Here is a 25,277-nt window from a genome sequence, read left to right on the forward strand (position 1 = left end):
TCTTTCACCGCCCAGGCTCGCAGGAGGCACGCCGTGTCGATCCATGTCGCATTGCACCATGTCACGCATTACCGCTACGACCGCGCGGTCGAACTCGGCCCGCAGATCGTGCGCCTGCGCCCGGCCGCCCACAGCCGGACGCGGATTCTCTCCTATGCGCTGAAGGTTTTGCCTGAGCAGCACTTTATCAACTGGCAGCAGGACCCCCAGGGCAACTACCTGGCACGCCTGGTGTTCCCGGAAAAAACCAGCGAGCTGCGGATCGAGGTCGATCTGCTGGCCGAGATGGCGGTGTTCAACCCGTTCGACTTTTTCCTTGAGCCCTACGCCGAGCAAATCCCCTTTGTCTACGCCGCCGACGAACAGCGCGAGCTGGCGCCGTATCTGGAAACCTTGCCGCTGACCCCGAAATTCCAGGCCTACCTGGACGGCATCGACCGCACGCCACTGCCGGCAGTGGATTTCCTGGTGGCCCTCAACCAGCGCCTGAGCGAAGACATCGGCTACCTGATCCGCATGGAACCCGGGGTCCAGACCCCGGAGCAGACCCTGGCCAACGCCTCGGGCTCCTGCCGCGACTCGGCTTGGCTGCTGGTCCAGTTGCTGCGCAACCTGGGGCTGGCGGCGAGATTCGTCTCGGGCTACCTGATTCAACTGACCGCGGATGTAAAGGCCCTCGATGGCCCCTCCGGCACCGAGGTCGACTTCACCGACCTGCATGCCTGGTGCGAAGTCTATTTGCCGGGTGCGGGCTGGATCGGCCTGGATGCCACCTCCGGGCTGTTTGCCGGCGAAGGGCACATTCCGTTGGCGTGCAGCCCCGATCCGTCCTCTGCGGCGCCTATCAGCGGCCTGGTGGAGCCTTGCGAGTGCGAATTCACCCACGAAATGTCGGTTGAGCGGATCTGGGAAGCCCCTCGGGTCACCAAGCCCTACACCGAAGAGCAGTGGCTGGCGATCCAGACCCTGGGGCGGCAGATTGACGCCGACCTGCTGCAAGGCGATGTGCGCCTGACCATGGGCGGCGAGCCGACCTTTGTCTCGATCGACGACCCGGACGGTGCCGAGTGGAACACCGCAGCCCTGGGTGCCGACAAGCGACGGCTGTCCGCCGAGTTGTTCCAGCGCATGCGCAATCACTACGCGCCCAAGGGCCTGGTGCATTTCGGCCAGGGCAAGTGGTACCCCGGCGAGCAACTGCCGCGGTGGTCGTTGAACTGCTACTGGCGGCGGGACGGTGTGCCGATCTGGCACAACAGCGCCTTGATCGCCGATGAGCATCAGGACTATGGCGCCGATGGCCTGCTGGCTGGACGTTTTCTGGCGAGTGTCGCCGAGCGCCTGAAGCTGCCGGCGCGCTTCGTGTTTGCGGCTTACGAAGACAATTTCTACTACCTGTGGCGCGAGGGCGCCTTGCCATCCAACGTCACCGCCGAAGATTCGCGCCTGGACGATGCCCTGGAACGCGCGCGGCTGCATAAGGTGTTCAGCCAGGGCCTGGACAAGGTCATCGGCCAGGTCTTGCCCCTGGCGCGCACGGCCAAGGGCGACCAGTGGCAGAGCGGCCGCTGGTACCTGCGCGACAGTCACTGCCGGCTGATTCCCGGGGATTCGCCCCTGGGATATCGCCTGCCCCTGGGGTCCCAACCCTGGGTCAAGGCAGCGGAGTACCCGTTCATTCACCCGACCGACCCCAACCAGGAGTTCGCCGAGCTGCCCGGCAGCCAGCAATTGCACAGCCATGGCGAACCGTCTCCCGTGGATGAGCGGGTGCCGGCCATCGATGAGTCCGCCGACTGGCTGACCCGCACTGCGCTCTGCGCCGAGGCGCGTGAGGGGCGTCTTTATCTGTTTATGCCGCCGCTGGAGCGAGTGGAGGATTACCTGGAGCTGGTGAGCGCCATCGAAGCCACCGCCGAGGAGTTGCACAGCCCGGTGTTGCTGGAAGGGTACGAGCCGCCCAGCGATCCGCGCCTGAGCAACTTCAGGGTCACCCCGGACCCGGGTGTGATCGAGGTCAACGTGCAGCCTTCGGCCAGTTGGGACGAGTTGGTGGAGCGCACCGAGTTTCTCTACGAAGAGGCGCGGCAGAACCGCCTGACCACCGAGAAATTCATGATCGACGGGCGCCACACCGGTACCGGTGGCGGCAACCACTTCGTCCTCGGCGGCGCGACCCCAGCGGACTCGCCCTTCCTGCGGCGCCCGGACCTGCTGCGCAGCCTCATCAGTTACTGGCACAACCACCCCTCGTTGTCCTACCTGTTTTCCGGGTTGTTTATCGGGCCGACCTCCCAGGCGCCCCGGGTCGACGAGGCGCGCAACGATGCCTTGTACGAGCTGGAAATCGCCTTCGCGCAAATGCCCGAACCAGGCCAGGAGTGCGCGCCGTGGCTGGTGGACCGGCTGCTGCGCAACCTGCTGATCGACGTCACCGGCAATACCCACCGGGCCGAGTTCTGCATCGACAAACTGTATTCGCCGGATGGTGCCACCGGACGCCTGGGGCTGCTGGAGCTGCGGGCCTTCGAGATGCCGCCCCATGCGCGCATGAGCCTGGCCCAGCAACTGCTGCTGCGGGCCCTGGTGGCGCGCTTCTGGCGCGAACCTTATGCGCCGGCCAAGCTGGCGCGCTGGGGCACCGAGCTGCATGACCGCTTTATGCTGCCGCACTTTATCGAGCAGGACTTCGCCGACGTCATTGTCGAGCTCAATGCGGCCGGCTACGGGCTGCGCGCCGAATGGTTTGCCGCGCACCTGGAGTTTCGATTCCCGAAGGTGGGGGATTACGCGGTCAGCGGTATCGAGCTGGAACTGCGCCAGGCCCTGGAACCCTGGCATGTGCTGGGGGAAGAGGGCACGGCCGGCGGCACGGTGCGTTACGTCGACTCCTCGCTGGAGCGCCTGCAGGTCAAGCTCAGTGGCCTGGCACCGCAACGCTACATCCTGACCTGCAACGGGGTGGCGGTGCCGTTGCAGCCAACCGGCCGGGTCGGTGAGTTTGTCGCTGGCGTGCGCTATCGCGCCTGGCAGCCGGCCAACTGTCTGCAACCGACCATCCCGGTGCATGCGCCGCTGGTGTTCGACCTGCTCGACACCTGGATGCAGCGCTCCCTGGGCGGTTGCCAGTACCACGTCGCGCACCCGGGCGGGCGGAACTACGACAGCCTGCCGGTCAACGCCAATGAGGCGGAAAGCCGGCGCATGGCGCGCTTTTTCCGCCTGGGCCACACCCCGGGAACCTTGCCCGTGCCGAGCTTGAGCATCAACGACGAGTTGCCGATGACGCTCGATTTACGACGCTTCTAAAGCAGACGCGACGTCCGGAGGATTCGAATATCCGGGCGTCATGTGTCTGCGTTAATCTGACGGTCCTTGCTGTCTGCCGAGTTTTCCATGCCCGACCTGCTTGCCCGCTACCCGCTGACGGCGGGTACTTACCATGAACTGCTGGACGACAGCGGTGCGGTCCGGCCGCACTGGCAGCGCCTGCTCGAGCAATTGCAACGCAGCACGCCGACGCAGTTGGCCCAGCGCCAGGCGCTGCTGACCCGGCAAATTCACGAGAACGGCGTCACCTATAACGTCTACGCCGATCCCAAGGGCGCCGACCGGCCCTGGGAGCTGGACTTGCTGCCCCATGTGATCCCTGCGGACGAGTGGCAGCATTTGTCGGCCGGGATCGCCCAGCGTGCGCGCCTGCTCAACGCCGTGCTGGCCGACCTCTACGGGCCGCAGCGCCTGATCAGCGAAGGCCTGCTGCCGGCTGAGCTGGTGTTTGGCCATAACAATTTCCTGTGGCCGTGCCAGGGTATCCAGCCACCTGACGGCGCCTTCCTGCACCTGTACGCGGTGGATCTGGCGCGCACCCCCGATGGCCGCTGGTGGGTCACCGCCGACCGCACCCAGGCGCCCTCCGGCGCCGGTTATGCCCTGGAAAACCGGATGATCGTGTCCCGGGCCTTTCCCGATCTGTACCGGGACCTGCAAGTGCAGCACCTGGCCGGGTTCTTCCGCACCTTGCAGGAAACCCTGGCCCGCCAGGCTCCGCGAGACGAGGAAGCGCCACTGATCGTGCTGCTGACGCCGGGGCGCTTCAATGAAAGCTATTTCGAACACCTGTACCTGGCGCGGCAGCTGGGCTACCCCCTGGTCGAGGGCGGCGACCTGACCGTGCGCGATGCCACGGTCTACCTGAAAACCCTCAGCGGGCTGCGCCGGGTGCACGCCATCATGCGCCGCCTGGACGATGACTTCTGCGACCCGCTGGAGCTGCGCACCGACTCGGCGCTCGGCGTGCCCGGGCTGCTGGAGGTGGTGCGTCAGGGCCGGGTGCTGGTGGCCAATGCCCTGGGCAGCGGGGTGCTGGAGTCTCCGGGGCTGCTCGGCTTCCTGCCGAAGATCAACCAATACCTGTTCGGCGAAGAGCTGATATTGCCGTCGGTGGCCACCTGGTGGTGCGGCGAGGCGCCGGTGCTGGCCCAGGCCCTGGAGAAAATGCCGGAGCTGCTGATCAAGCCGGCGTTTCCCTCGCAAAGCTTCGCGCCGCTGTTCGGCCGCGACCTGACCCCAGAGCAGCGCGTGGCGTTGGCCGAGCGGATGCGGGCGCGGCCCTATGCCTATGTCGCCCAGGAGTTGGCGCAGCTGTCCCAGGCGCCGATCTGGCAGGCCGACGACGGCCAGTTGCAGCCCCGTGCGATCGGCATGCGGGTCTACGCCGTGGCCAGTGCCGATGGCTATCGGGTGTTGCCCGGGGGCTTGACCCGGGTCGCCGCCGAGGCGGATGCCGAAGTGGTGTCGATGCAGCGCGGTGGCGCGAGCAAGGACACCTGGGTGCTTGGCGAGCGGGCGCCCAGCGGCGAGCAGTGGAAGGGCCAGCGCAGCATTGGCGTGTACGACCTGGTGCGGCGCGATCCGTACCTGCCGTCGCGGGTGGTGGAGAACCTGTTCTGGTTTGGCCGTTATTGCGAGCGTTGCGATGACAGCGCGCGGCTGTTGCGGATCATGCTCGCGCGCTACGTTGACGGCGATGACCCACAGGCCTTGCAGGCCGCCGTCGACCTGGGCGAAAGCCTGATGCTGCTGCCGGATGAAGGTGAGCTGCCGGAGCGCTTGCTGGCGGCGCTGCTGGGTGACGACTGGTCGTTCAGCCTGCGGTCCAATCTGCAACGCTTGCAGTGGGCGGCGTCCCAGGTGCGCGGCAAGCTGTCCCGGGAAAACTGGCAGGCCCTGGTGGAGTTGCAGCGCGAAGCGCTGGAGCTGGACACCGAGGAGCCGGACTTTGGCGAGCTGCTGGACTTTCTCAACCGCTTGGTGATGTCCCTGGCGGCGCTGTCCGGGTTTGCCCTGGACGACATGACCCGCGACGAGGGCTGGCGCTTCCTGATGATCGGCCGGCGCATCGAGCGCCTGCAGTTTCTCAGCGCCAGCCTTGCCGCATTCCTGCGTGGCACTGGCGCGTTCGATCAGGCCGGGCTGGAGTGGCTGCTGGAGCTGGGCAACAGCAGCATCACCTACCGCTCGCGCTACCTGGCGGTGGCGCAGTTGATCCCGGTGCTCGACTTGCTGCTGCTGGATGAGCAGAACCCGCACGCCGTGCTGTTCCAGTTGAAACTGGTGACCCGCACCCTGAAGCGCTTGAACGATGACTTCGGTGCCCCCCGCGAAGCCGGCCTGCCCAAACTGGTGGAGCGCCTGTCGCGTTTTGACCTGGGCTGCCTGGAAAACTCCCTGTTTGGCGAAGCCAGCGTGCACGCCGCCATCGATGGCCTGGCCGACCTGTTGCAGGAGATCGCCGATGCCAGTAGCCAGGTGTCCGATCGCCTGGCCTTGCGCCATTTCGCCCATGTCGACGATGTCAGCCAACAAACGGTGTCTGTCTGATGAGCGCTCGGTACCAGATCTTTCACGACACTCACTATCACTACGACAGCCCGGTGTCCCTGGCCCAGCAACTGGCTCACCTGTGGCCGCGAGCCTGCGCCTGGCAGCGTTGCACCGAACAGCAGTTGCTGATCAGCCCGGAGCCGACGGTGCGCCGCGATGAGCTGGATGTGTTCGGCAACCCGCTGACCCGCCTGGCGTTCGAGCGGCCCCATGATGAGTTGCTGGTCAATGCCCAGCTGACGGTCGAGGTGCTGGCCCGGCCGCTGCTGGATTTCAGCCAATCCCCGGCCTGGGATGAAACCCGCAGCGCGCTGACCTATAGCGGCCAGCCCTTGTCGGCAGCGTTGCTGGACGCCTGCCGTTATCGGTTTGAATCGCCCTATGTGCACCTGAAGAAAAGCTTCGTCGAGTTTTCCGCGAGCTGTTTCCCGAGCGGGCGCCCGCTGTTGCTCGGGGTGCAGGCGCTGATGGAGAAGATCTTCAGCGAGTTCACCTTCGACGCCGAGGCTACCCAGGTCGCTACGCCCCTGGTGGAAGTGCTGGAGCGGCGGCGCGGCGTGTGCCAGGACTTTGCCCACCTGATGCTCGCCTGCGTGCGTTCCCGCGGGCTGGCGGCGCGTTATGTCAGCGGCTACCTGTTGACCCAGCCACCGCCCGGGCAACCCAGGCTGATTGGCGCCGATGCGTCCCACGCCTGGGTTTCGGTGTTTTGTCCGGTGCTGGGTTGGGTGGATTTCGACCCGACCAACAACGTCCAGCCGGCGCTGGAGCACATCACCCTGGCCTGGGGTCGGGATTTTTCCGATGTCTCGCCGTTGCGCGGGGTGATTCTGGGCGGCGGCAACCACGATCCGGAAGTGCAGGTCACGGTGATGCCCCTGGAGTGACTGCGGTTTGCCGGGCTTTCACCCAGGCGTGCTTGTACCTACGGCGGGGCTGGCGATCGGGATTTTTTGAGGGGGCGAGACCCGTGGGTCAAGGGGTGGGTCTGTGAGGACCGGCAGCGTGGCTGCCGATCCTGGGCACAGATCCCGGGGCCTGATCGGAACATCGGGCCCGGCGGGTATCAGGCCTGGGGAGCCTGATTGTCTACGGCGTCACTATCATCGGCTGCCACTTCACCTTCTGCTTCCGGGTTCAGTGCGCTGGCTTCTTCTTCAGCGGTCGCTTTCTTGCGTTGCAACTTTTCCTCTTTCTTCTGCTCCTTTGCCAGGTCTCTCTGACGTTTGGCGAAGGAGTAATTAGGTTTAGCCATGGGCGATCCTCTTGGGGTCGAAGGTGAGGTTGAGCGGCGCGTATTCTGCCTTGTATCGGGCCTGGGCGGTTAGCTGGGTTTTTGTTCGGCCCATTTTGCCGGGGCCGAAGGTTGCCAGGCGTCCAGTACATCCAGCAGTTCTGCGGGCGATTCGCTCATTTGCAGCATGGCACGGTGCGGAGCCCGAACGAAGCCTTCGCCGACGATATGATCGAGAAAACCACTGAGCTTTTCATAAAAGCCGTTCACTTCCAGCAGACCCAGCGGCTTGCCGTGGTAGCCCAGCTGACCCCAGGTCCAGACTTCGAACAGCTCTTCCAGGGTGCCGAGACCGCCTGGCAGGGCGATGAAGGCGTCGCTCAATTGGGCCATGCGCGCCTTGCGTGCGTGCATGCCATCGACCACTTCCAGGCGGGTCAGACCGGTGTGGCCGATCTCCGAATCCTTCAGGCTTTGCGGGATGATCCCGATCACTTCGCCGCCGGCCGCCAGGGCCGCATCGGCAACAATCCCCATCAGCCCGACGGCGCCGCCGCCGTAGACCAGGGTCAGCTTGCGCTCGGCCAGGGCCCGCCCGAGGGCGGCGGCCGCTTCACGGTAAACGGGGTTGGTGCCGGTGCTGGCACCGCAGAACACACAGACAGACGTTAATGGCATGCCTTACTCCCAGGTCATTGAGGGCCCAAGAGTAATGGCTTGAGGGTGATGCGCCAAACGTTAAACCTCGTGTTGCGGGGTTTCATGGGTGCCGCTGGCCCCACAGGCATAGGCGGCGAGCAAGCTGCGAAACAGGCTGTTGAGAGGCATGACGGTGCTCCAGCTGGGGGAATGAGCGGATCATAAAGGCCGAGTCGGCCCCGGGCCGGTCAATTGTCTTAATCGGGGCTATAGGTCGAAAGTTGTATACAATTTCTTGATGCAAATCATAGGAACTTGCGAAGTTTTCAGGCAGTCTTCACCCCCATGGATTCAGATGGATTTTGTTAAACCCTGCCTTGGAGATTCACCATGTTTGCCAAACTTGTTGCGGTATCCCTGTTGACACTGGCTAGCAGCCAATTGATGGCCGCCGAATGCAAGGTCGATGTTGATTCCACCGACCAGATGTCCTTCAACACGAAGGAAATCACCATCGACAAGAGCTGCAAGACGTTCACCGTCAACCTGACCCACTCCGGCAGCTTGCCGAAGAACGTCATGGGCCATAACTGGGTCCTGAGCAAAACCGCCGACATGGCCGGTATTGCCACCGACGGCATGGCCGCCGGCATCGACAAGAGCTACCTGAAAGATGGCGACACCCGCGTTATCGCCCACACCAAAATCATCGGTGCTGGCGAAAAAGACTCGGTGACCTTCGACGTGTCGAAGCTGACTGCCGGCGAAAGCTACCAGTTCTTCTGCTCGTTCCCTGGCCACAACTCGATGATGAAAGGCGCTGTGGTCCTGAAGTGATCGGTTGACCCGGCAGCAACAAAAAAGCCGCTTTCCTGATAAGGGAAAGCGGCTTTTTTTATGGGGGGAGCCTGCTCCCTGGCCATAGGTGTTAGCGGGACCAGGGCCCGCAGGGACTCACGGCGCGAAGGGCATTTCGCGTTTGTGGTGGGTCTTGCGGTAGGTGTCGCAGATGATCTTGAACGCTTCTTCGCGCACCGGCTGGCCGTGCAGGAAGGCGTCGATCTCGGTGTAGGTGACGCCGTGGGAGGCTTCATCCGGTTTGCCCGGCGACAGGTCTTCAAGGTCGGCGGTGGGGACTTTTTCCACTAGGGACTCCGGCGCGCCGAAATGCCGGGCGATGGCCCGTACCTGGTTCTTCACCAGGCCGCTCAAGGGGGCCAGGTCGCAGGCACCGTCACCGAACTTGGTGAAGAAACCCATCACCGCCTCGGCCGCATGGTCGGTGCCGATCACCAGGCCATGGGCGGCGCCGGCGATGGTGTACTGGGCCACCATGCGCATCCGCGCCTTGGTGTTGCCGAGAACGAAATCCACCGACACCGCGTGCTGCCCTTCAAAGGCGGCGACTTCATTGGCCAGGGCCTTGACCGCAGGGCCAATATTGACCGTGTGCCGCTCATCGGGGGCGATGAAGTCCACCGAGGCCTGGGCATCGTGCTCGTCGAACTGGGTTTCGTAGGGCAGGCGCACGGCGATGAAACGGTACTTGTCGTCACCCGTGCGTGCGCGCAGTTCGCGCATGGCCCGTTGTGCCAAGAGGCCTGCGGTGAGGGAGTCGACACCGCCGCTGATGCCCAGCACCAGGGATTTGAGCCCCGAGTTGAGCAGGCAGTCCTGGATAAAGGTCACGCGCCGGGCGACTTCCGCCTCCAGGGCGGCCTGGTCCTGGAACGGTGCCTGGACCTTGAGCTGCTGCGCAATCTCACGCTGTACGGCTTGCATGATTCACTCCTTGCTTGATGTGCCTGAAAGGGCGGCAGGTACTTGGAAAACGTGGCGCAGGTAACCTACGAAGTTCGGATCCCGGCAATGGGTCTTGCCCGCTTCGTCGGAGATCTTGGCGACCGGCTGGCCATTGCAGGCGGCCATTTTAAGCACGATGCTCATCGGCTCGACACCGGGAATATCGCAGGTCAGGTTGGTGCCGATGCCAAAGCTGACATTGATCCGACCACGCAGCGCCCGGAAAATCTCCAGGGAGCGGGGCAGTGTCAGGCTGTCGGAAAACACCAGGGTCTTGCTCATCGGCTCGATGCCCAGCTTGTGGTAATGGGCGATGGCTTTTTCGGCCCACAGGATCGGGTCGCCGGAATCGTGGCGCAAACCGTCGAAGAGCTTGGCGAAGTACAGGTCGAAGTCGCCGAGAAAGGCGTCGGTGGTGATGCAGTCGGTCAGGGCGATGCCCAGCAGGCCGCGGTACTCGCGGACCCAGCAGTCCAGGGCGGCGATCTGGCTGTCGATCAGCCGTGGGCCGAGCTGCTGGTGGGCCATGATCCATTCGTGGGCCATGGTGCCCAGGGGCTTCATGTCCAGCACCCGCGACAGGTGCACGTTGCTGGTGCCGACGAAGCGCCCGGGGAAGTCGTGCTTGAGCACGTTCACCACTTCCTCCTGCACGCGGTAGGAGAAGCGCCGGCGGGTGCCGAAGTCGGCGACCTGCAGCTCCGAAAGCTCTTCGCTGCTGGCGTTGGCGCTGAGCCAGTCGAACTTGCGGTACAGCTGCTCGCGCGCCTGCTCCAGCACCACTTCGCGGTAGCGATAGCGGTTACGCACTTCGCTGACGATGGCCAGCATCGGCACTTCAAACAGGATCACGTGCAGCCAGGGCCCGCGCAGGCGGATAAACAGCTCGCCGTCCTCGATGCCGGTGTAGACGTAGCGCAGGTTGAAGCGGAACAGACCGAGAAAACGCAGGAAGTCGGGCTTGAGGAAGCTGATGCGCTCCAGGGAACTCAGTTGGTCAGCGCTCAGGCTGAGTTCGGCCAGGCGTTCGAACTGGTAGCGGATTTCTGCCAGGTACGGCCGCAGGTCCTCGCTGTTACGGCAACGGAACTCCCATTCGACTTCCACGTTGGGGTAGTTGTGCAGCACCGCCTGCATCATGGTCAATTTGTAGAAGTCGGTGTCGAGCAGGTTCTGCACGATGCGATCGGCAAACACACTCTCGCTCATAACGGGAATCTCCAGGCGGGCCGCGTAGAAATGCGCGGCTTTGCAGCTTTTTTCAATGAAGGCGGTAGTGGCGCATATCCGCAGTCTGTTTTGCCAGCGTTTTTTTAGCGGGCGCGGCCGAGCCGCTAGGGGGTCGGGCTGTCGACCTGCTCCAGCATCCAGCGCACAAAGTCGCGGACCTTGGGCACTTCGGCGGAATGCTCGGGGTAGGCGATGAAGTACGCATCGTTACTGGGCATCGCGTACTGCCAGGCGATTACCAGCTTGCCGTCGTTCAACTCTTCCTCCACCAGAAAGCGCGGCAGCAGGGCCACGCCGCAACCGACCTGGGCGGCGCGGATGCACATGTAGAAGGTTTCGAAGCGCGGGCCGTGATAGCTGTGTTCGGTGTGGTAGCCCTGGCTGTCGAACCAGTCGTGCCAGGCCTGGGGCCGGGAGGCATTCTGCAGCAGCACCAGATCGGCCAGTTGCGTCGGGTCGGTGAACGGCTGGTCCGGCAAGCTGCCTGGGGCGCAGACCGCCACCAGCTCTTCGCTGAACAGCTTCAGGCACTCGGTGCCGGGGCGCGAACCCTGGCCGAAGTAGAACGCCAGGTCGCTGCGGCCCTGCAGCAAATCATCGGCCTCCTGCTCGTTGCACAGGTCCAGATGGATATGCGGATGACGCAGGCGCCAGCCCTTGAGGCGTGGCACCAGCCAGCGCGCGCCGAAGGTCGAGGGCGTGGACACCCGCAGCACTTCGGTTTCACCGCCGTAGGAACGCAGGTAGTGGGTCGACATCTCGACCTGGGTCAGGATCTTGCGCACTTCCACCAGGTACAGGTCGCCGGCCGGAGTCATCTGCAAGCGTCGGCGCACGCGGCGGAACAACAGGTGTTGCAGCAGCTCTTCGAGTTGCGCCACCTGCTTGCTGACCGCGCTTTGGGTCAGGTTCAGCTCTTCGGCGGCACGGGTGAAGCTCAGGTGGCGGGTGACCGCTTCGAAACACTGCAAGGCGGTGATCGAGGGCAGGTGGCGTTTGTTCAGCATGGCGCAAGGTCCCTGGTTCTTGTCTCAGCGCTGCTTGGCCGACGCAGCATGAATAAACGGAATGATATCTCGCCTAATCGTCGTTTGTTGGCAAGTCTCAGGCCAGCTACAACTACAGGCCTCAATAGCTGGTTTATCGGCTACGACTTTTTGTTTTTTCATCTGTAAGGAGTGACCCATGGTTGCCGCATTGCTTGATCGTCTCGGTGTGAACCCGGCCCTGTATCAGTCGGGCAGCCAGCCCGTGCACTCGCCGATCGACGGCAGCCGCATCGCCGCCGTGAACTGGGAAGGTGCAGCCGAAGTCGAGCAACAGGTCAGTCGCGCAGAGCATGCATTCGAACTCTGGCGCAAGGTGCCGGCGCCCCGTCGCGGCGAGCTGGTCCGCCAGTTCGGTGAAGTGTTGCGCGAGTACAAGGCCGACCTTGGCGAGCTGGTGTCCTGGGAAGCCGGCAAGATCACCCAGGAAGGCCTGGGTGAAGTGCAAGAGATGATCGACATCTGCGACTTCGCCGTCGGCCTGTCGCGCCAGCTCTACGGTTTGACCATCGCCTCCGAGCGTCCTGGCCACCACATGCGTGAAACCTGGCACCCGCTGGGCGTGGTCGGGGTGATCAGCGCGTTCAACTTCCCGGTGGCGGTCTGGGCCTGGAACACCACTCTGGCGCTGGTCTGCGGCAACCCGGTGATCTGGAAACCGTCGGAGAAAACCCCGCTGACCGCCCTGGCCTGCCAGGCGTTGTTCGAGCGCGTGCTGAAAAACTTCAGCGACGCTCCGCCCTACCTCAGCCAGGTGATCATCGGCGGGCGTGAAGCCGGCGCCGCGCTGGTGGACGATCCGCGTGTGGCCCTGATCAGCGCCACCGGCAGCACCCGCATGGGCCGTGAAGTGGCGCCCAAAGTCGCCGCGCGCTTTGCCCGCAGCATCCTCGAGCTGGGCGGCAACAACGCGATGATCCTCGGCCCAAGCGCCGACCTGGACATGGCCGTGCGCGCCATTCTGTTCAGCGCCGTCGGCACCGCCGGCCAGCGTTGCACGTCCCTGCGTCGACTGATTGCCCATGAGTCAGTCAAGGAAGAAATTGTCACCCGGCTCAAGGCCGCCTACTCCAAGGTGCGGATCGGTCATCCGCTGGAAGGCAACCTGGTCGGCCCGCTGATCGACAAACACAGCTTCGACAATATGCAGGACGCCCTGGAACAGGCCTTGAGCGAAGGCGGCCGGGTGTTTGGCGGCAAGCGGCAGTTGGAAGAACAGTTCCCGAATGCCTATTACGTGTCGCCGGCCATCGTCGAGATGCCTGAGCAGAGCGACGTGGTGCGCGATGAAACCTTTGCCCCGATCCTCTACGTGGTCGGCTACACCGAGTTTGCCGAAGCGCTGCGCCTGAACAACGCTGTGCCTCAGGGCCTGTCGTCGTGCATCTTCACCACCGATGTGCGCGAAGCCGAGCAGTTCATGTCGGCGGTGGGCAGCGACTGCGGCATCGCCAACGTCAACATCGGCCCGAGCGGCGCGGAAATCGGCGGCGCCTTCGGTGGCGAGAAAGAAACCGGTGGCGGTCGTGAGTCCGGCTCCGATGCGTGGCGCGGTTACATGCGCCGCCAGACCAACACTGTCAACTACTCCCTGGAGCTGCCACTGGCCCAGGGCATTACCTTCGATTGAATGAAGGCGGCAAACCGGTAGCCGCTGCCGAGTTTGGTGAGGCTGCGCTGGACGCTGGAGTGCATCCGGGAACGGGGCGTTGTTTTTCAGGGCCAGCGTAGTCTTCGGCAGCGGCTACAACTGAAGCGGGTGTCCGGGGAGGGCGTTGTTTGCGAGAAGCAGCGTCCGAACGGCGGGCCGAGCCTGCGGCAGCGGTTACAGCGGCGAATGCAAACCTGTATGTGGTTGATTTCGGAGTCTGGCAATGGCGTTACGCGAAGAGTGTCTATGGGAAAAACTGACGCCGCAAAGGCCTGACAACGCCGCGCTCAACGGCGAGGTCGCGGTGGATGTCTGCGTGATTGGCGCAGGCTTCACCGGTTTGTCGGCGGCGGTGCATTTGCTGGAGCAGGGCAAGCGGGTCTGCGTGCTGGAGGCTCACCGCGCGGGGCATGGCGGCTCGGGGCGCAACGTCGGCCTGGTCAACGCCGGGATGTGGATCGCGCCCGACGATATCGAGGCCGGCTTCGGCGAGCAGGTCGGCAGCCAGCTCAACCGCATGCTGGGCGCGGCGCCGTCCCTGGTGTTCAGCCTGGTGGACAAATACCGCATTGATTGCCAGTTGCGCCGTGAAGGCACCTTGCACATGGCCCATAACGCCCGGGGCGAGGCCGACCTGCGCAGTCGCGAACAACAATGGAAGCGCCGTGGCGCGCCGGTGGAGTTGCTGACCGGTGCCGCATGCGAAGCCGCCACCGGCACCCAGAGGATTGCCGCCGCGCTCCTGGATCGACGCGCCGGCACCATCAACCCCATGGCCTATACCTCGGGCCTGGCCAAGGCAGCGGTGGACCTGGGCGGGCTATTGTTCGACCACTCGCCGGTTACTCGCCTGGAACGCCAGGGCCAGCGCTGGTCGGTGCAAACGGCTCAGGGCTCGGTGCTGGCCGAGCAGGTGGTGATTGCCTCCAATGCCTACACCGAAGGCGACTGGACCGAACTGCGGCGCAATTTCTTCCCCGGTTACTACTACCAGGTTGCCTCCCGGCCTCTGACGGAAGACGCCGCGCAGCAAATCCTGCCGGGTGGCCAGGGCTCCTGGGACACGCGCCAGGTGCTGAGCAGCATCCGCCGCGATGCCGAAGGCCGCCTGCTGCTCGGCAGCCTGGGCAACGGCAACCAGAAACCCGCCTGGTTCCTCAAGGCCTGGGCCGATCGGGTGCAGCAGCATTACTTCCCGTATCTCAAGCCGGTGGAGTGGGAGTGCACCTGGACCGGCTGCATCGCCTTCACCCCCGATCACCTGATGCGTCTGTTCGAACCTGCGCCCGGTTTAGTGGCAGTCACCGGTTACAACGGGCGTGGCGTCACCACCGGGACCGTGGTCGGCAAAGCCTTTGCCGATTACCTGTGTAACGGAAACCCTCAAGCCCTGCCGATTCCCTTCGCGCCCATGCAGCCGCTGGCCGGGGTGGGCCTGCGCAGTTGCCTGTACGAGGCCGGGTTCTCTCTGTATCACGCGGGCCAGTGCCTGCGGATCGTCATCTGATCGGCGAAATTCAACCCCTGGGGCGGCGCTTTTCGGCGCAGCGACTAGCCTGTAATGGTGCGGCTCGTAGCAGTGCCGCACCAGCAGTGTGCACTTCGGTGACGCAGGCTGTTACAGGCTGGTTGCACGTTGATTTGCGCCGTGGTTGCAATGATGGCGCGTGCGGGTTGCGCCTTTCATTTTTTACGGTTTCACCTTCCGCGGTTTAGACGGTTGCACGCCCAATAAAAAAGGGCTCGAAACAGTCGAAATAACAACATCAGAACGACTTTTTTCAGAATAAAAAACCAATGGCACGGCCCTTGCTCTGAGCATTCAGTGAAGTCGCATTGCCAACTAAAAAAACCTTGGAGCACCACCCCATGTCCCAGACGTTTTACAAGAAAGGCTTTCTGGCCCTCGCAGTGGCAGCTGCGTTGGGTGTTTCTGCGTTTGCTCAGGCCGACCTGAAGATCGGCGTAGCGGGTCCCATGACTGGCGCCAACGCGGCATTTGGCGAGCAGTACATGAAGGGTGCACAGGCAGCGGCTGACGAAATCAACGCCAAGGGCGGTGTCAACGGCGAGAAGATCGTCCTGGTCAAGGGCGATGACGCTTGCGAGCCCAAGCAAGCGGTGGCCGTGGCCAACCGCCTGGTGGATCAGGACAAGGTCGCAGGCGTGGTCGGGCACTTCTGCTCGTCCTCGACCATTCCGGCGTCCGAGGTGTACAGCGATGCGGGCGTGATCGCCATTACCCCGGGCTCGACCAACCCGCAGGTTACCGAGCGCGGCCTGAGCGCCATGTTCCGCATGTGCGGGCGTGACGACCAGCAGGGCATCGTTGCCGGCGACTACATCGTCGATGTGCTCAAGGGCAAAAAGGTCGCGGTGCTGCACGACAAGGACACCTACGGCCAGGGCCTGGCGGATGCCACCAAGGCACAGCTGACCAAGCGCGGCGTGACCCCGGTGCTGTACGAAGGCCTGACCCGTGGCGAGAAAGACTTCAGCGCCGTCGTGACCAAGATCCGCTCCGTGGGGGCCGATGTCGTGTACTTCGGTGGTCTGCATCCGGAAGCCGGTCCACTGGTACGCCAACTGCGCGAGCAGGGCCTCAAGGACGTGAAATTCATGTCCGATGACGGCATCGTCACCGACGAACTGGTCACCACTGCTGGCGGCCCGCAATACGTCGACGGCGTGTACATGACCTTCGGTGCCGACCCGCGCCTGCTGCCAGACAGCAAGACCGTGGTCGACGCTTTCCGCAAGGCCGGCACCGAGCCTGAAGGCTACACCCTGTACGCCTACGCGTCGGTCCAGGCCCTGGCTGCCGGCTTTGGCGGCGCCAAGTCGAACAAGGGTGAAGACGCGGCCAAATGGCTGAAAGCCAATCCGGTGAAAACCGTGATGGGCGAGAAGACCTGGGACGCCAAAGGCGACTTGAAGATCTCCGACTACGTGGTCTACCAGTGGGACAAGGACGGCAAATACCACCAGCTCGAAAAACAGAAGTGACATGAGCGTCTGAGAACCGGTTTACGGTCCGGCGAGCAAGGTTCAGGCACTTTTAACGTCGCCTGAGCCTGGCGCAACTGACCGTATACCGGTTCTGAGCCGTCCGGCACCGCCCCCCGGTGTCGGCCGGTTGCCCGTGCAGTACTTGTCTTTTCTCGTAGAGCTGCACAATGGCCGTGTTGCGCCGGTGGCTGAACACCAGTCCGTCGTCTCCGCTGTGTGCAGTCTCTCAAATGCGTGAGATTGCGTTATGGATGGTATTTTCCTGCAGCAACTGATCAATGGACTGACCCTCGGGTCTGTCTATGGTCTGATCGCCATAGGCTACACAATGGTCTACGGCATCATTGGCATGATCAACTTCGCCCATGGCGAGGTTTACATGATTTCCGCTTACCTCGCGGCAATCAGTCTGGCTCTGCTGGCCTACTTTGGCATCGAATCCTTCCCGCTACTCATTCTCGGCACCCTGGTCTTTACCGTCGTCGTGACGGGGGTCTACGGCTGGGTCATCGAGCGCGTCGCCTACAAACCCCTGCGCAACTCCACCCGCCTGGCGCCGCTGATCAGCGCCATCGGTATCTCGCTGATCCTGCAGAACTATGCGCAGATCAGCCAGGGCGCCAAGCAACAGGGTGTGCCAACGCTGTTGGCCGGTGCCTGGAAGGTCGATATCGGCAGCGGTTTCGTCCAGCTCACCTACACCAAGATCTTCATCCTGGTTGCGGCATTCGCCGGCATGGCATTGCTGACCTACATCATCAAGTACACCAAGCTTGGCCGCATGTGCCGTGCTACCCAGCAAGACCGCAAGATGGCCTCGATCCTCGGGATCAACACCGACCGCGTGATCTCCTATGTGTTCGTCATCGGCGCCGCCATGGCTGCGCTGGCGGGCGTGCTGATCACCATGAACTACGGCACGTTCGACTTCTATGCCGGCTTTGTCATCGGGATCAAGGCGTTTACCGCCGCGGTTCTCGGCGGCATTGGCTCGCTACCGGGCGCGATGCTGGGCGGGATCATCCTCGGGATCTCCGAGTCGCTGTTCTCCGGGTTGATCAACTCCGACTACAAAGATGTGTTCAGTTTCTCGCTGCTGGTGCTGATTCTGATCTTCCGTCCCCAAGGCCTGCTGGGTCGCCCACTCGTGGCGAAGGTATAAGTATGTCTGCTGCCAATAAACCGATTGATATCAAAAAGAGCGTTATCGACGCCGTGCTGGCCGGGCTGATCTCGCTGATCGTGTTCGGGCCGATTGTCGGCGTGGTCCTGGATGGCTACAGCTTCAACCTGCAGCCGGCGCGCGTCGGCTGGCTGGTGGCGATCGTGATGATCGGCCGCCTGGCCATGAGCCTGTTCCTGCAGACCCCCAAGGGCCTGAAGATTCTCCAGGGCTTCGAGAGCACCGGCTCCGGCGTGCATGTGCGCCCGCCGGACTACAAGTCGCGGCTGCGCTGGATCATTCCGGTGCTGATCGTGATTGCCATCGTGTTCCCGATCTTCGCCAACAAGTACCTGCTGACCGTGGTGATCCTCGGCCTGATCTATGTGTTGCTGGGCCTGGGCCTGAACATCGTGGTCGGCCTGGCCGGCCTGCTCGACCTGGGTTACGTGGCCTTCTATGCCATCGGCGCCTACGGCCTGGCATTGGGTTACCAGTACCTGGGCCTGGGTTTCTGGTCGGTGTTGCCGCTGGCGGCGATTGCGGCGGCGCTGGCCGGCTGCATACTCGGCTTCCCGGTCTTGCGAATGCACGGTGACTACCTGGCCATCGTGACCCTGGGTTTTGGCGAGATCATCCGCCTGGTGCTCAACAACTGGCTGTCCTTCACCGGCGGTCCCAATGGCATGCCGGTGCCGTCGCCGACCTTCTTCGGCCTGGAGTTCGGCCGCAAGGCCAAGGATGGCGGTGTGCCGTTCCATGAGTTTTTCGGCATGGACTACAACCCCAATCTGAAATTCCTGTTTATCTACATCGTGCTGTTCCTGGTGGTGCTGCTGGTGCTCTACGTCAAGCATCGCCTGACCCGCATGCCGGTCGGCCGGGCCTGGGAAGCCTTGCGCGAAGACGAAATCGCTTGCCGGGCCATGGGCCTGAACCACGTGCTGGTCAAGCTCTCGGCGTTCACCATCGGCGCCTCGACCGCGGGTCTGGCCGGGGTGTTCTTCGCCAGCTACCAGGGCTTCGTCAACCCGTCGTCCTTCACCTTTTTCGAGTCGGCGCTGATCCTGGCCATCGTGGTGCTGGGCGGCATGGGGTCGACGGTGGGCGTGGTGATTGCCGCGTTCGTGCTCACCGTGGCCCCCGAACTGCTGCGCAGCTTCTCCGAGTACCGGGTGCTGCTGTTCGGGGTGTTGATGGTGTTGATGATGATCTGGCGACCCCGTGGCCTGATTCGCATCAGCCGTACCGGTGTGACCCCGCGTAAAGGTGTCCTGACCCAGAGGAGCGCATCATGAGCGATGAAGTGATTCTCTCGGTAGAGAACCTGATGATGCACTTCGGCGGGATCAAGGCCCTGAGCGACGTCAGCCTCAAGGTGCGCCGCAACTCGATCTTCGCCCTGATCGGCCCCAACGGTGCAGGCAAGACCACGGTGTTCAACTGCCTGACCGGGTTCTACAAGGCCTCCGGCGGGCGTATCGAACTCAATACCCGGGGCCAGAGCACCAACGTCATCAAACTGCTCGGCGAGCCTTTTCGCGCCACTGACTTCGTGTCGCCCAAAAGCTTTGCCAGCCGCCTGTATTACAAGATGTTCGGCGGCACCCACCTGGTGAACCGGGCGGGCCTGGCGCGGACCTTCCAGAACATTCGCCTGTTCAAGGAAATGTCGGTGCTGGAGAACCTGCTGGTGGCCCAGCACATGTGGGTCAACCGCAATATGCTGGCCGGTATTCTCAACACCAAGGGCTACCAGAAGGCCGAGAGCGACGCGCTGGACCACGCTTTCTACTGGCTGGAAGTGGTGGACCTGGTGGACTGCGCCAACCGCCTGGCTGGTGAATTGTCCTACGGCCAGCAGCGGCGCCTGGAAATCGCCCGGGCCATGTGCACCCGTCCGCAGATCATCTGCCTCGACGAACCGGCCGCCGGCCTCAACCCTCAGGAAACCGAAGCGCTGAGCGCGATGATCCGTCTGCTGCGTGACGAGCACGATCTGACCGTGGTGCTGATTGAACACGACATGGGCATGGTGATGAGTATTTCCGACCACATTGTGGTGCTCGACCACGGCAACGTGATCGCCGAAGGCGGGCCGGAGGCGATCCGCAACGATCCGAAAGTGATTGCCGCCTACCTGGGTGCCGACGAAGAGGAGCTGGTATGACTCAACCTATCCTCGAACTCAAGGACTTGGACGTTTACTACGGCCCGATCCAGGCCCTGAAGAAGGTCTCGCTGCACATCAATGAAGGCGAGACCGTGAGCCTGATCGGCTCCAACGGTGCCGGCAAGTCGACGTTGCTGATGTCGATTTTCGGCCAGCCCCGGGCCGAGTCCGGGCAGATCCTCTACCGTGGCGTGGACATCACCCACAAGTCGTCGCACTACATCGCCTCCAACGGCATCGCCCAGTCGCCGGAAGGGCGACGGGTGTTCCCGGATATGACGGTGGAGGAAAACCTGCTGATGGGCACCATCCCCATCGGCGACAAGCACGCCACCGAAGACATGCAGCGCATGTTCGACCTGTTCCCCCGGCTCAAGGAGCGGCGTACTCAGCGGGCCATGACCATGTCGGGCGGTGAACAGCAGATGCTGGCCATTGCCCGGGCGCTGATGAGCCGGCCCAAGCTGCTGTTGCTGGATGAGCCGAGTCTGGGCCTGGCGCCGATTGTGGTGAAACAGATCTTCTCCACCCTGCGTGAGCTGGCGGGCAGCGGCATGACCATTTTCCTGGTGGAGCAGAACGCCAACCATGCGCTGAAGTTGTCGGACCGGGCCTATGTGATGGTCAACGGCGAGATTCGCCTGAGCGGCACCGGGCAGGAACTGCTGGTCAATGAGGAGGTGCGCAACGCGTATCTGGGCGGCCACTGACGCCCCGCACTGTGGATAAAACCCGCCCCGATGTGCCTTGGCCATCGGGGCCTTTTTTTGTCCACAGGCGCCTGAAAAAGCTGAAACGGAGGGCGTTTTATCGGATGTCCGCAGCGGGCACTGGAAATTGTGGAAAACATTATTCGCAAGCTATCAAAGCGCGGCATAAAGCCGCTGCAATTAGTTGTTTTGTCACGGTTTTGACTTGTCCCCGTTTGCTGTGGAACTGGCTGTGGGTAACGTGGGAGTAGCTGGCTGGAGGCCTTGATTGGCGTGGCCTGCAAGCGGGTGGTTGTTTTTTGATCAGGGGTTTTTGGTGAAGCGGGCGGCGCGATTGTCAACCCCTTTATTGTCGCAGCCAGACGCTCTTGAAGGTGTCCCTCAGCCTGTGGATAAGTCTGTGACTAAACTCTGGAAAGACTCGGCTAAGCGCCGTAGTTACTGGCTTCAAGCCATCTCCTTAAACCGCTGTTTCGTGGTCAAACCCCTAGGGGCTGCATGATGGCCATGGGCGGGTCAAGCAAAAAACTTGCAAAGCCGGGCTGCAAGCCCTGTGGACAGCGGCTTCCAGACTTTTGCACTTGCCCCCAAAGACTGTGGACCGGCCTGTGGATAAGATGCGCGCAGATGGCTGCAGGCCATGTAAATCAACGCCTTGCGCCTGCTGATCGTTTTTCGTACAGCGATCCATCATTTATCACGCAAATCCTGTAGCCGCTGCCGAAGGCTAGGGCCGCGTTCGGACGCGGGCCCTCAATTTCGCCGTGAAGTACCTGACACCCCTCTATCGCCCATCCGGGCCAGCGCCGCCTCGCGGGCTCGGCAGCGGCTACGGGTGCAACGTCTGGTTGCCGCTCGGAGCGAGGCCGGGCATGCTGCGAAGCGATTTTCCATTCCAATGGCTGCGCGCCACCCAGCAAGGAGAACACCATGACTTCCACCCTGTTTATCACCGGGGCCACTTCCGGTTTTGGCGAAGCCTGTGCCCGGCGTTTCGCCGAGGCCGGCTGGTCGCTGGTGCTCACCGGTCGTCGTGAAGAGCGCCTGAATGCGTTGTGCGCCGAGCTTTCCAAACAGACGCAGGTGCATGGCCTGGTGCTCGATGTGCGTGACCGCAAGGCGATGGAGGAGGCGATCGCCAACCTGCCGCCGTCCTTCAGCACGCTGCGCGGCCTGATCAACAACGCCGGCCTGGCCCTGGGCGTCGATCCGGCGCCCAAGTGCGACCTGGATGACTGGGACACCATGGTCGACACCAACATCAAGGGCCTGATGTACAGCACCCGCCTGTTGCTGCCCCGGCTGATCGCCCACGGTCGCGGCGCCGGGATCATCAACCTGGGGTCCATCGCCGGCAACTACCCGTATCCGGGCAGCCATGTCTATGGCGCGAGCAAGGCCTTCGTCAAACAGTTCTCCCTGAACCTGCGCTGCGACCTGCAGGGCACCGGCGTACGGGTGACCAATATCGAGCCGGGCCTGTGCGAGAGCGAGTTCTCCCTGGTGCGCTTCGCCGGTGACCAGGCGCGCTACGACGCGACCTACGCCGGTGCCGAGCCGATCCAGCCGCAGGACATCGCCGAGACGATTTTCTGGGTGCTCAACACCCCGGCCCACATCAATATCAACAGCCTGGAGCTGATGCCGGTCAGCCAGACCTGGGCCGGCTTCTCGATTGAGCGCAACGCCAAGCCCTGAGGCATGTACGTGGTGGGCGCGCAGCCTGGCGGCACAGACTCCCTGTAGTCGCTGCCGCAGGCTCGGGCCGCGTTCGGACACTGGCCATCGACAACCACCCACCCATTGGCCTCCCCCCAAGACGCTCGCCAGCTACAGTTGTTGTGCCTGGAAACACATAAGCTGATTCGTTTCAGCTTGAGGTCAGCCCAGCCCAGGTAGAATCCCCGCCAGACACTTCGCTACCGTCTCCTTCGAGGCGGTGGGTTTGAGGTTCGATAGGAGGCGTTGTGAGTAACCGAGGTGAGCAGGTTCTGCTCAAGCAATCGACCGTACTGATGTTCGCCGTGGCGATCGCCGGTATCGTCACGGGTTTTGTTTCTGGTGCCCAGTCCATCCTGTTCGATGGCTTTTTTTCCCTGATCGCGACCTTTATCAAAGTCCTGATGCTGATCACCGCCAAGCTGATCGCCAAGGAAAGCAACCAGCGTTTCCAGTTCGGCTTCTGGCACCTGGAACCCATGGTGCTGTTGATCGAAGGCAGCTTCCTGCTGTTAATCGCGATCTACGCCTTTCTCAACGGTGTGTTCGGCATCATCAATGGCGGGCGTGAGATCGAGTTGGGGCTGGTGATCATCTACGCCGCGGTATTCACCGTGGTCGAGTTCGCTTATTTCTTCTACATCCGCCATCGCAACCGCACGCTCAAGTCCACCCTGATCCAGTTCGACAACATCAGTTGGCTGGTGGACGCCATGCTGTCCGTCGGCCTGTTGGTGAGCTTTCTTGCCGCCTTGCTGCTCAAGAGCCAGGGCTACCACGACTGGGCGATGTACGTTGACCCGCTGATCCTGATTCTGTTGGCGCTGAGCATGCTGCCCGCGGCGTTCAAGATCCTGCGGCCGGCGCTGCGGGACGTGCTGGGCATTGCCCCGGATCAGTTGGACGACAAGGTGCGTAACGTGATGGAAGCGGCCAAGGCCGAGCACGGTTTCGCCGACTATGTGTCTTACGTGCAGAAACACGGCCGGGCGCGCTTTATCGAGATCCATATCGTGCTGCCGGACGGCTATCCGCTGCACAGCGTGGCGACCCTGGATCAGTTGCGCGAAGAGATCTCCAGCCAACTCGGCCAGGCGGACACGGCGCGTTGGCTGACCATCAGCTTCACCGGGGATCGCAAGTGGATTGCCTGACCTGAAACTTGGGGCCGGCCGGAGTCTGTACGACCCCGGCGGCCCAGTCAGGTGAAGTATTCAGTCAGGCCGCGATAGCAGGTGGCCAGGTGATAAGGCGTGGTCGACGGCATGTCTTGCCGGCTGACCTTGCCGGCTGCGTCCAGGCATTCGTTCCAGCCGGCGGGGTGCAGGAAGTGTTGCTGCAACGCCAGCAATTGGCGACGCAGCGATGTCTGGCTGTGAGGGCGCAAGGTCAGCGCGCGCAGGTATTCGGCCTGGGCCCAGATGCGCTGGGTGGCATCCCTTGGCTGTGCTGTGGCTTGCAGGTCGAGCATGGCCGCCACTGCGCCGGTCTCCGGGTCGACTCCGCAGTCTTCGGTGAAGGCAAAAGCCCGATCCAGTGAGCCGTGCAGCGCCGTGCCTCGCAGCAGGGGCGAAGATTCCAGGAGGAAAAACCACTCGAACTGATGCCCCGGCTCAAACCAGTTATCCACAGCCCCCAGCGGCTTCTCCAGCATCACCCCGGTCTGCGGGTCGATGAAGCGCCGCTGCATGGCCTCGCATAACGCGCTGAGAGCGCCTTGCGCGCGACTGTCTTCGCGCACCGCCAGGGTTGCCAGGAAGGCTTCGGCCAGGTGCATCAGCGGATTCTGCAGCGGCCCGGAGCCCAGGGACGACCAGTCCTGATCAAGGCTGGCCTGGTACAGGCCGTCGCCGCTGGCGAAACGTTCGGCCACCACGCTCAGCGCCGCATTGAGTACCGATTCCACCAGGGGCTCGCGCGCCTTGGCCCAGTAATGAGCGCAGGCGAAAATGATGAACGCGTGGGTGTAGAGGTCCTTGCGCTTGTCCAGCGGCGCGCCCTGGGCGTCGATGCTGTAGAACCAGCCGCCGTGCTCGGCATCGTGAAAGTGCTGCTGCAGGGAGCGGAACAGTGCGGCGGCGCGTTGTTCAGCCGCGGGCACCTGGCCGATCAGGCTGGAGAACAGATACAGCTGCCGGGCGCAGGCCATGGCGCGATAGCGCTGCACCGGCAATGGCTCATGCCTGGCGTCCAGGGCTTCGAAAGGCAGCGCCAGCGCCGGGTTCCAGCCAGGGCCTTGCCACAGAGGCACGATGACCCCCTGGAAGTGCTGCTGCACGGCCGCGAACAGAGCGGTCAATTCAGGCTGGGAGGCGGAGCTGGAAACATCGGGCATTGGCTGGCGTCGTCACGGCAGGGTTGAGTGCGCGACATGGTAGCAGGGCGAACGGGGCGGGCGCTCGCGAAAGCGCCGGCCCGTCTGTTCGGTCGTCGCTATTGGTCTCAGCCGGCCAGCAACCACACACCGGTGGCCGCCGATGCCGCACCGGCGACCCGTACCAGCGGCGCCGCAGCCTGGGGCAGGACCCGTACCACGGCGTAACCCGCGGCGTGCAGGGCGGCGGTCGCGGCCACGAAGCCTGCGGCATAGGCCCAGGGGCTGGACATGTCCGGCAGTTCCAGGCCGTGGGCTACACCGTGGAACAAGGCAAACAGCGCGGTGGCGGCCAGGGCCAGGCTCAGCGGTGGGCGTACCGCCAGGGCCACGGCCAGGCCCAGGGCCAGCACCGATGCGGCGATCCCGCTTTCCAGGGCCGGCAGGTTCAGGCCTTCAAAACCCAGCAGGCCGCCGATCAGCATGGTGCCGACGAAGGTGCAGGGCAGGGCCCAGCGAGCGGCGCCTTGTTGCTGGGCCGCCCATAAACCGACCGCCAGCATCGCCAGCAAGTGGTCGAGGCCGCCGATGGGGTGGCTGATGCCGGCCATCATACCGTTGTCGCCATGCCCCGGGTGGGCGAAGGCCAGGGCCGGGGTCAGCAGCAGGGCCAGGGCCCCGAAAATACGCTTGAGTGTCAT

At 63.3% G+C, this 25,277-nt stretch carries 20 protein-coding genes; 13 read left to right on the forward strand and 7 right to left on the reverse strand.

The window, feature by feature from the left end:
• Window positions 1-33 precede the first annotated feature (33 nt).
• The 3 genes from MF4836_RS05955 (at window position 34) to MF4836_RS05965 (ending at window position 6,773) form a co-directional block, all read left to right on the forward strand.
• A complete protein-coding gene (locus MF4836_RS05955) occupies window positions 34-3,309 on the forward strand; it encodes a transglutaminase family protein (RefSeq protein WP_078469565.1) in 3,276 nt (1,091 codons plus the stop codon).
• Window positions 3,310-3,396: 87 nt separating this feature from the next.
• A complete protein-coding gene (locus MF4836_RS05960; protein WP_078469566.1) occupies window positions 3,397-5,883 on the forward strand; it encodes a circularly permuted type 2 ATP-grasp protein in 2,487 nt (828 codons plus the stop codon).
• Window positions 5,883-6,773, forward strand: a complete 891-nt coding sequence (locus MF4836_RS05965) for a transglutaminase family protein (protein WP_078469567.1) — start codon at window positions 5,883-5,885, stop codon at window positions 6,771-6,773. The genes MF4836_RS05960 and MF4836_RS05965 overlap by 1 nt, the downstream gene beginning before the upstream one ends.
• A 179-nt stretch (window positions 6,774-6,952) precedes the next feature.
• Here the strand turns inward: MF4836_RS05965 and MF4836_RS05970 are convergent, their stop codons facing one another.
• Together MF4836_RS05970 and MF4836_RS05975 are read right to left on the reverse strand one after the other, a co-directional pair.
• Entirely contained in the window at window positions 6,953-7,141 is a 189-nt protein-coding gene (locus MF4836_RS05970; RefSeq protein ID WP_020299414.1) for a hypothetical protein, read from the reverse strand.
• Between the two features lie 69 nt (window positions 7,142-7,210).
• Entirely contained in the window at window positions 7,211-7,798 is a 588-nt protein-coding gene (locus MF4836_RS05975) for a TIGR00730 family Rossman fold protein (protein WP_078469568.1), read from the reverse strand.
• A 351-nt stretch (window positions 7,799-8,149) separates the two neighbouring features.
• On the opposite strand from MF4836_RS05975, the gene azu reads away from it, so the two are divergent.
• A complete protein-coding gene (gene azu, locus MF4836_RS05980) occupies window positions 8,150-8,596 on the forward strand; it encodes an azurin (protein ID WP_020299412.1) in 447 nt (148 codons plus the stop codon).
• Between the two features lie 117 nt (window positions 8,597-8,713).
• On the opposite strand, the gene nadE is transcribed toward azu, so the two are convergent.
• The 3 genes from nadE to MF4836_RS05995 form a co-directional block, all read right to left on the reverse strand.
• Window positions 8,714-9,541 carry an ammonia-dependent NAD(+) synthetase gene (nadE, locus tag MF4836_RS05985; protein ID WP_020299411.1) on the reverse strand — a complete coding sequence of 276 codons (828 nt, stop codon included), beginning with the start codon at window positions 9,539-9,541 and terminating at the stop codon, window positions 8,714-8,716.
• A 3-nt stretch (window positions 9,542-9,544) separates the two neighbouring features.
• Entirely contained in the window at window positions 9,545-10,771 is a 1,227-nt protein-coding gene (gene pncB / locus MF4836_RS05990; protein WP_020299410.1) for a nicotinate phosphoribosyltransferase, read from the reverse strand.
• A gap of 125 nt (window positions 10,772-10,896) precedes the next feature.
• The gene (locus tag MF4836_RS05995) at window positions 10,897-11,799 is read right to left on the reverse strand and encodes a LysR family transcriptional regulator (RefSeq protein WP_078469569.1); all 903 of its coding nucleotides are present in this window, start codon (window positions 11,797-11,799) and stop codon (window positions 10,897-10,899) included.
• A 178-nt stretch (window positions 11,800-11,977) separates the two neighbouring features.
• Between MF4836_RS05995 and amaB the strand changes: the two genes are divergently transcribed.
• From amaB to MF4836_RS06045, 9 genes are all read left to right on the forward strand, one after another.
• On the forward strand, window positions 11,978-13,468 hold the full coding sequence (gene amaB, locus MF4836_RS06000) for an L-piperidine-6-carboxylate dehydrogenase (protein WP_078469570.1): 1,491 nt from the start codon (window positions 11,978-11,980) through the stop codon (window positions 13,466-13,468).
• Window positions 13,469-13,712: 244 nt separating this feature from the next.
• Window positions 13,713-14,996: an L-pipecolate oxidase gene (gene amaA, locus MF4836_RS06005; RefSeq protein ID WP_078469571.1), complete on the forward strand. Its 1,284-nt coding sequence runs from the start codon at window positions 13,713-13,715 to the stop codon at window positions 14,994-14,996.
• Between the two features lie 362 nt (window positions 14,997-15,358).
• Window positions 15,359-16,495, forward strand: coding sequence for a branched-chain amino acid ABC transporter substrate-binding protein (locus MF4836_RS06010; protein WP_020299406.1), 1,137 nt, complete (start codon window positions 15,359-15,361; stop codon window positions 16,493-16,495).
• Between the two features lie 250 nt (window positions 16,496-16,745).
• Window positions 16,746-17,660 (forward strand): ABC transporter permease subunit, encoded by a 915-nt coding sequence (locus tag MF4836_RS06015; protein WP_020299405.1) that lies wholly within the window; start codon window positions 16,746-16,748, stop codon window positions 17,658-17,660.
• Window positions 17,661-17,662: 2 nt separating this feature from the next.
• Window positions 17,663-18,958 (forward strand): high-affinity branched-chain amino acid ABC transporter permease LivM, encoded by a 1,296-nt coding sequence (livM, locus tag MF4836_RS06020; RefSeq protein WP_078469572.1) that lies wholly within the window; start codon window positions 17,663-17,665, stop codon window positions 18,956-18,958.
• Window positions 18,955-19,830 (forward strand): ABC transporter ATP-binding protein, encoded by an 876-nt coding sequence (locus MF4836_RS06025; RefSeq protein WP_078469573.1) that lies wholly within the window; start codon window positions 18,955-18,957, stop codon window positions 19,828-19,830. The genes livM and MF4836_RS06025 overlap by 4 nt, the downstream gene beginning before the upstream one ends.
• Window positions 19,827-20,543 carry an ABC transporter ATP-binding protein gene (locus tag MF4836_RS06030; RefSeq protein ID WP_078469574.1) on the forward strand — a complete coding sequence of 239 codons (717 nt, stop codon included), beginning with the start codon at window positions 19,827-19,829 and terminating at the stop codon, window positions 20,541-20,543. The genes MF4836_RS06025 and MF4836_RS06030 overlap by 4 nt, the downstream gene beginning before the upstream one ends.
• Window positions 20,544-21,473: 930 nt before the next feature.
• Entirely contained in the window at window positions 21,474-22,241 is a 768-nt protein-coding gene (locus MF4836_RS06040) for an SDR family oxidoreductase (RefSeq protein WP_078469575.1), read from the forward strand.
• A gap of 269 nt (window positions 22,242-22,510) precedes the next feature.
• Window positions 22,511-23,416, forward strand: a complete 906-nt coding sequence (locus MF4836_RS06045) for a cation diffusion facilitator family transporter (protein WP_078469576.1) — start codon at window positions 22,511-22,513, stop codon at window positions 23,414-23,416.
• A gap of 47 nt (window positions 23,417-23,463) precedes the next feature.
• Here MF4836_RS06045 and MF4836_RS06050 read toward each other — a convergent pair whose 3' ends face one another.
• A complete protein-coding gene (locus MF4836_RS06050) occupies window positions 23,464-24,597 on the reverse strand; it encodes an AGE family epimerase/isomerase (protein WP_078469577.1) in 1,134 nt (377 codons plus the stop codon).
• Between the two features lie 107 nt (window positions 24,598-24,704).
• Window positions 24,705-25,277, reverse strand: a complete 573-nt coding sequence (locus tag MF4836_RS06055) for a HupE/UreJ family protein (protein WP_078469578.1) — start codon at window positions 25,275-25,277, stop codon at window positions 24,705-24,707.

It is taken from the genome of Pseudomonas sp. MF4836, from assembly GCF_002018875.1.
Classification (GTDB): domain Bacteria; phylum Pseudomonadota; class Gammaproteobacteria; order Pseudomonadales; family Pseudomonadaceae; genus Aquipseudomonas.

Bases quoted from the DNA above. Each gene is read 5' to 3' on its own strand.
- nadE (WP_020299411.1), bottom strand. From the start codon at position 9,541: ATGCAAGCCGTACAGCGTGAGATTGCGCAGCAGCTCAAGGTCCAGGCA.
- pncB (WP_020299410.1), bottom strand. From the start codon at position 10,771: ATGAGCGAGAGTGTGTTTGCCGATCGCATCGTGCAGAACCTGCTCGAC.
- MF4836_RS05970 (WP_020299414.1), bottom strand. From the start codon at position 7,141: ATGGCTAAACCTAATTACTCCTTCGCCAAACGTCAGAGAGACCTGGCA.
- MF4836_RS06010 (WP_020299406.1), top strand. From the start codon at position 15,359: ATGTCCCAGACGTTTTACAAGAAAGGCTTTCTGGCCCTCGCAGTGGCA.
- amaA (WP_078469571.1), top strand. From the start codon at position 13,713: ATGGCGTTACGCGAAGAGTGTCTATGGGAAAAACTGACGCCGCAAAGG.
- MF4836_RS05995 (WP_078469569.1), bottom strand. From the start codon at position 11,799: ATGCTGAACAAACGCCACCTGCCCTCGATCACCGCCTTGCAGTGTTTC.
- amaB (WP_078469570.1), top strand. From the start codon at position 11,978: ATGGTTGCCGCATTGCTTGATCGTCTCGGTGTGAACCCGGCCCTGTAT.
- MF4836_RS05965 (WP_078469567.1), top strand. From the start codon at position 5,883: ATGAGCGCTCGGTACCAGATCTTTCACGACACTCACTATCACTACGAC.
- livM (WP_078469572.1), top strand. From the start codon at position 17,663: ATGTCTGCTGCCAATAAACCGATTGATATCAAAAAGAGCGTTATCGAC.
- azu (WP_020299412.1), top strand. From the start codon at position 8,150: ATGTTTGCCAAACTTGTTGCGGTATCCCTGTTGACACTGGCTAGCAGC.
- MF4836_RS06015 (WP_020299405.1), top strand. From the start codon at position 16,746: ATGGATGGTATTTTCCTGCAGCAACTGATCAATGGACTGACCCTCGGG.
- MF4836_RS06050 (WP_078469577.1), bottom strand. From the start codon at position 24,597: ATGCCCGATGTTTCCAGCTCCGCCTCCCAGCCTGAATTGACCGCTCTG.
- MF4836_RS05960 (WP_078469566.1), top strand. From the start codon at position 3,397: ATGCCCGACCTGCTTGCCCGCTACCCGCTGACGGCGGGTACTTACCAT.
- MF4836_RS06040 (WP_078469575.1), top strand. From the start codon at position 21,474: ATGACTTCCACCCTGTTTATCACCGGGGCCACTTCCGGTTTTGGCGAA.
- MF4836_RS06025 (WP_078469573.1), top strand. From the start codon at position 18,955: ATGAGCGATGAAGTGATTCTCTCGGTAGAGAACCTGATGATGCACTTC.
- MF4836_RS05975 (WP_078469568.1), bottom strand. From the start codon at position 7,798: ATGCCATTAACGTCTGTCTGTGTGTTCTGCGGTGCCAGCACCGGCACC.
- MF4836_RS06055 (WP_078469578.1), bottom strand. From the start codon at position 25,277: ATGACACTCAAGCGTATTTTCGGGGCCCTGGCCCTGCTGCTGACCCCG.
- MF4836_RS06030 (WP_078469574.1), top strand. From the start codon at position 19,827: ATGACTCAACCTATCCTCGAACTCAAGGACTTGGACGTTTACTACGGC.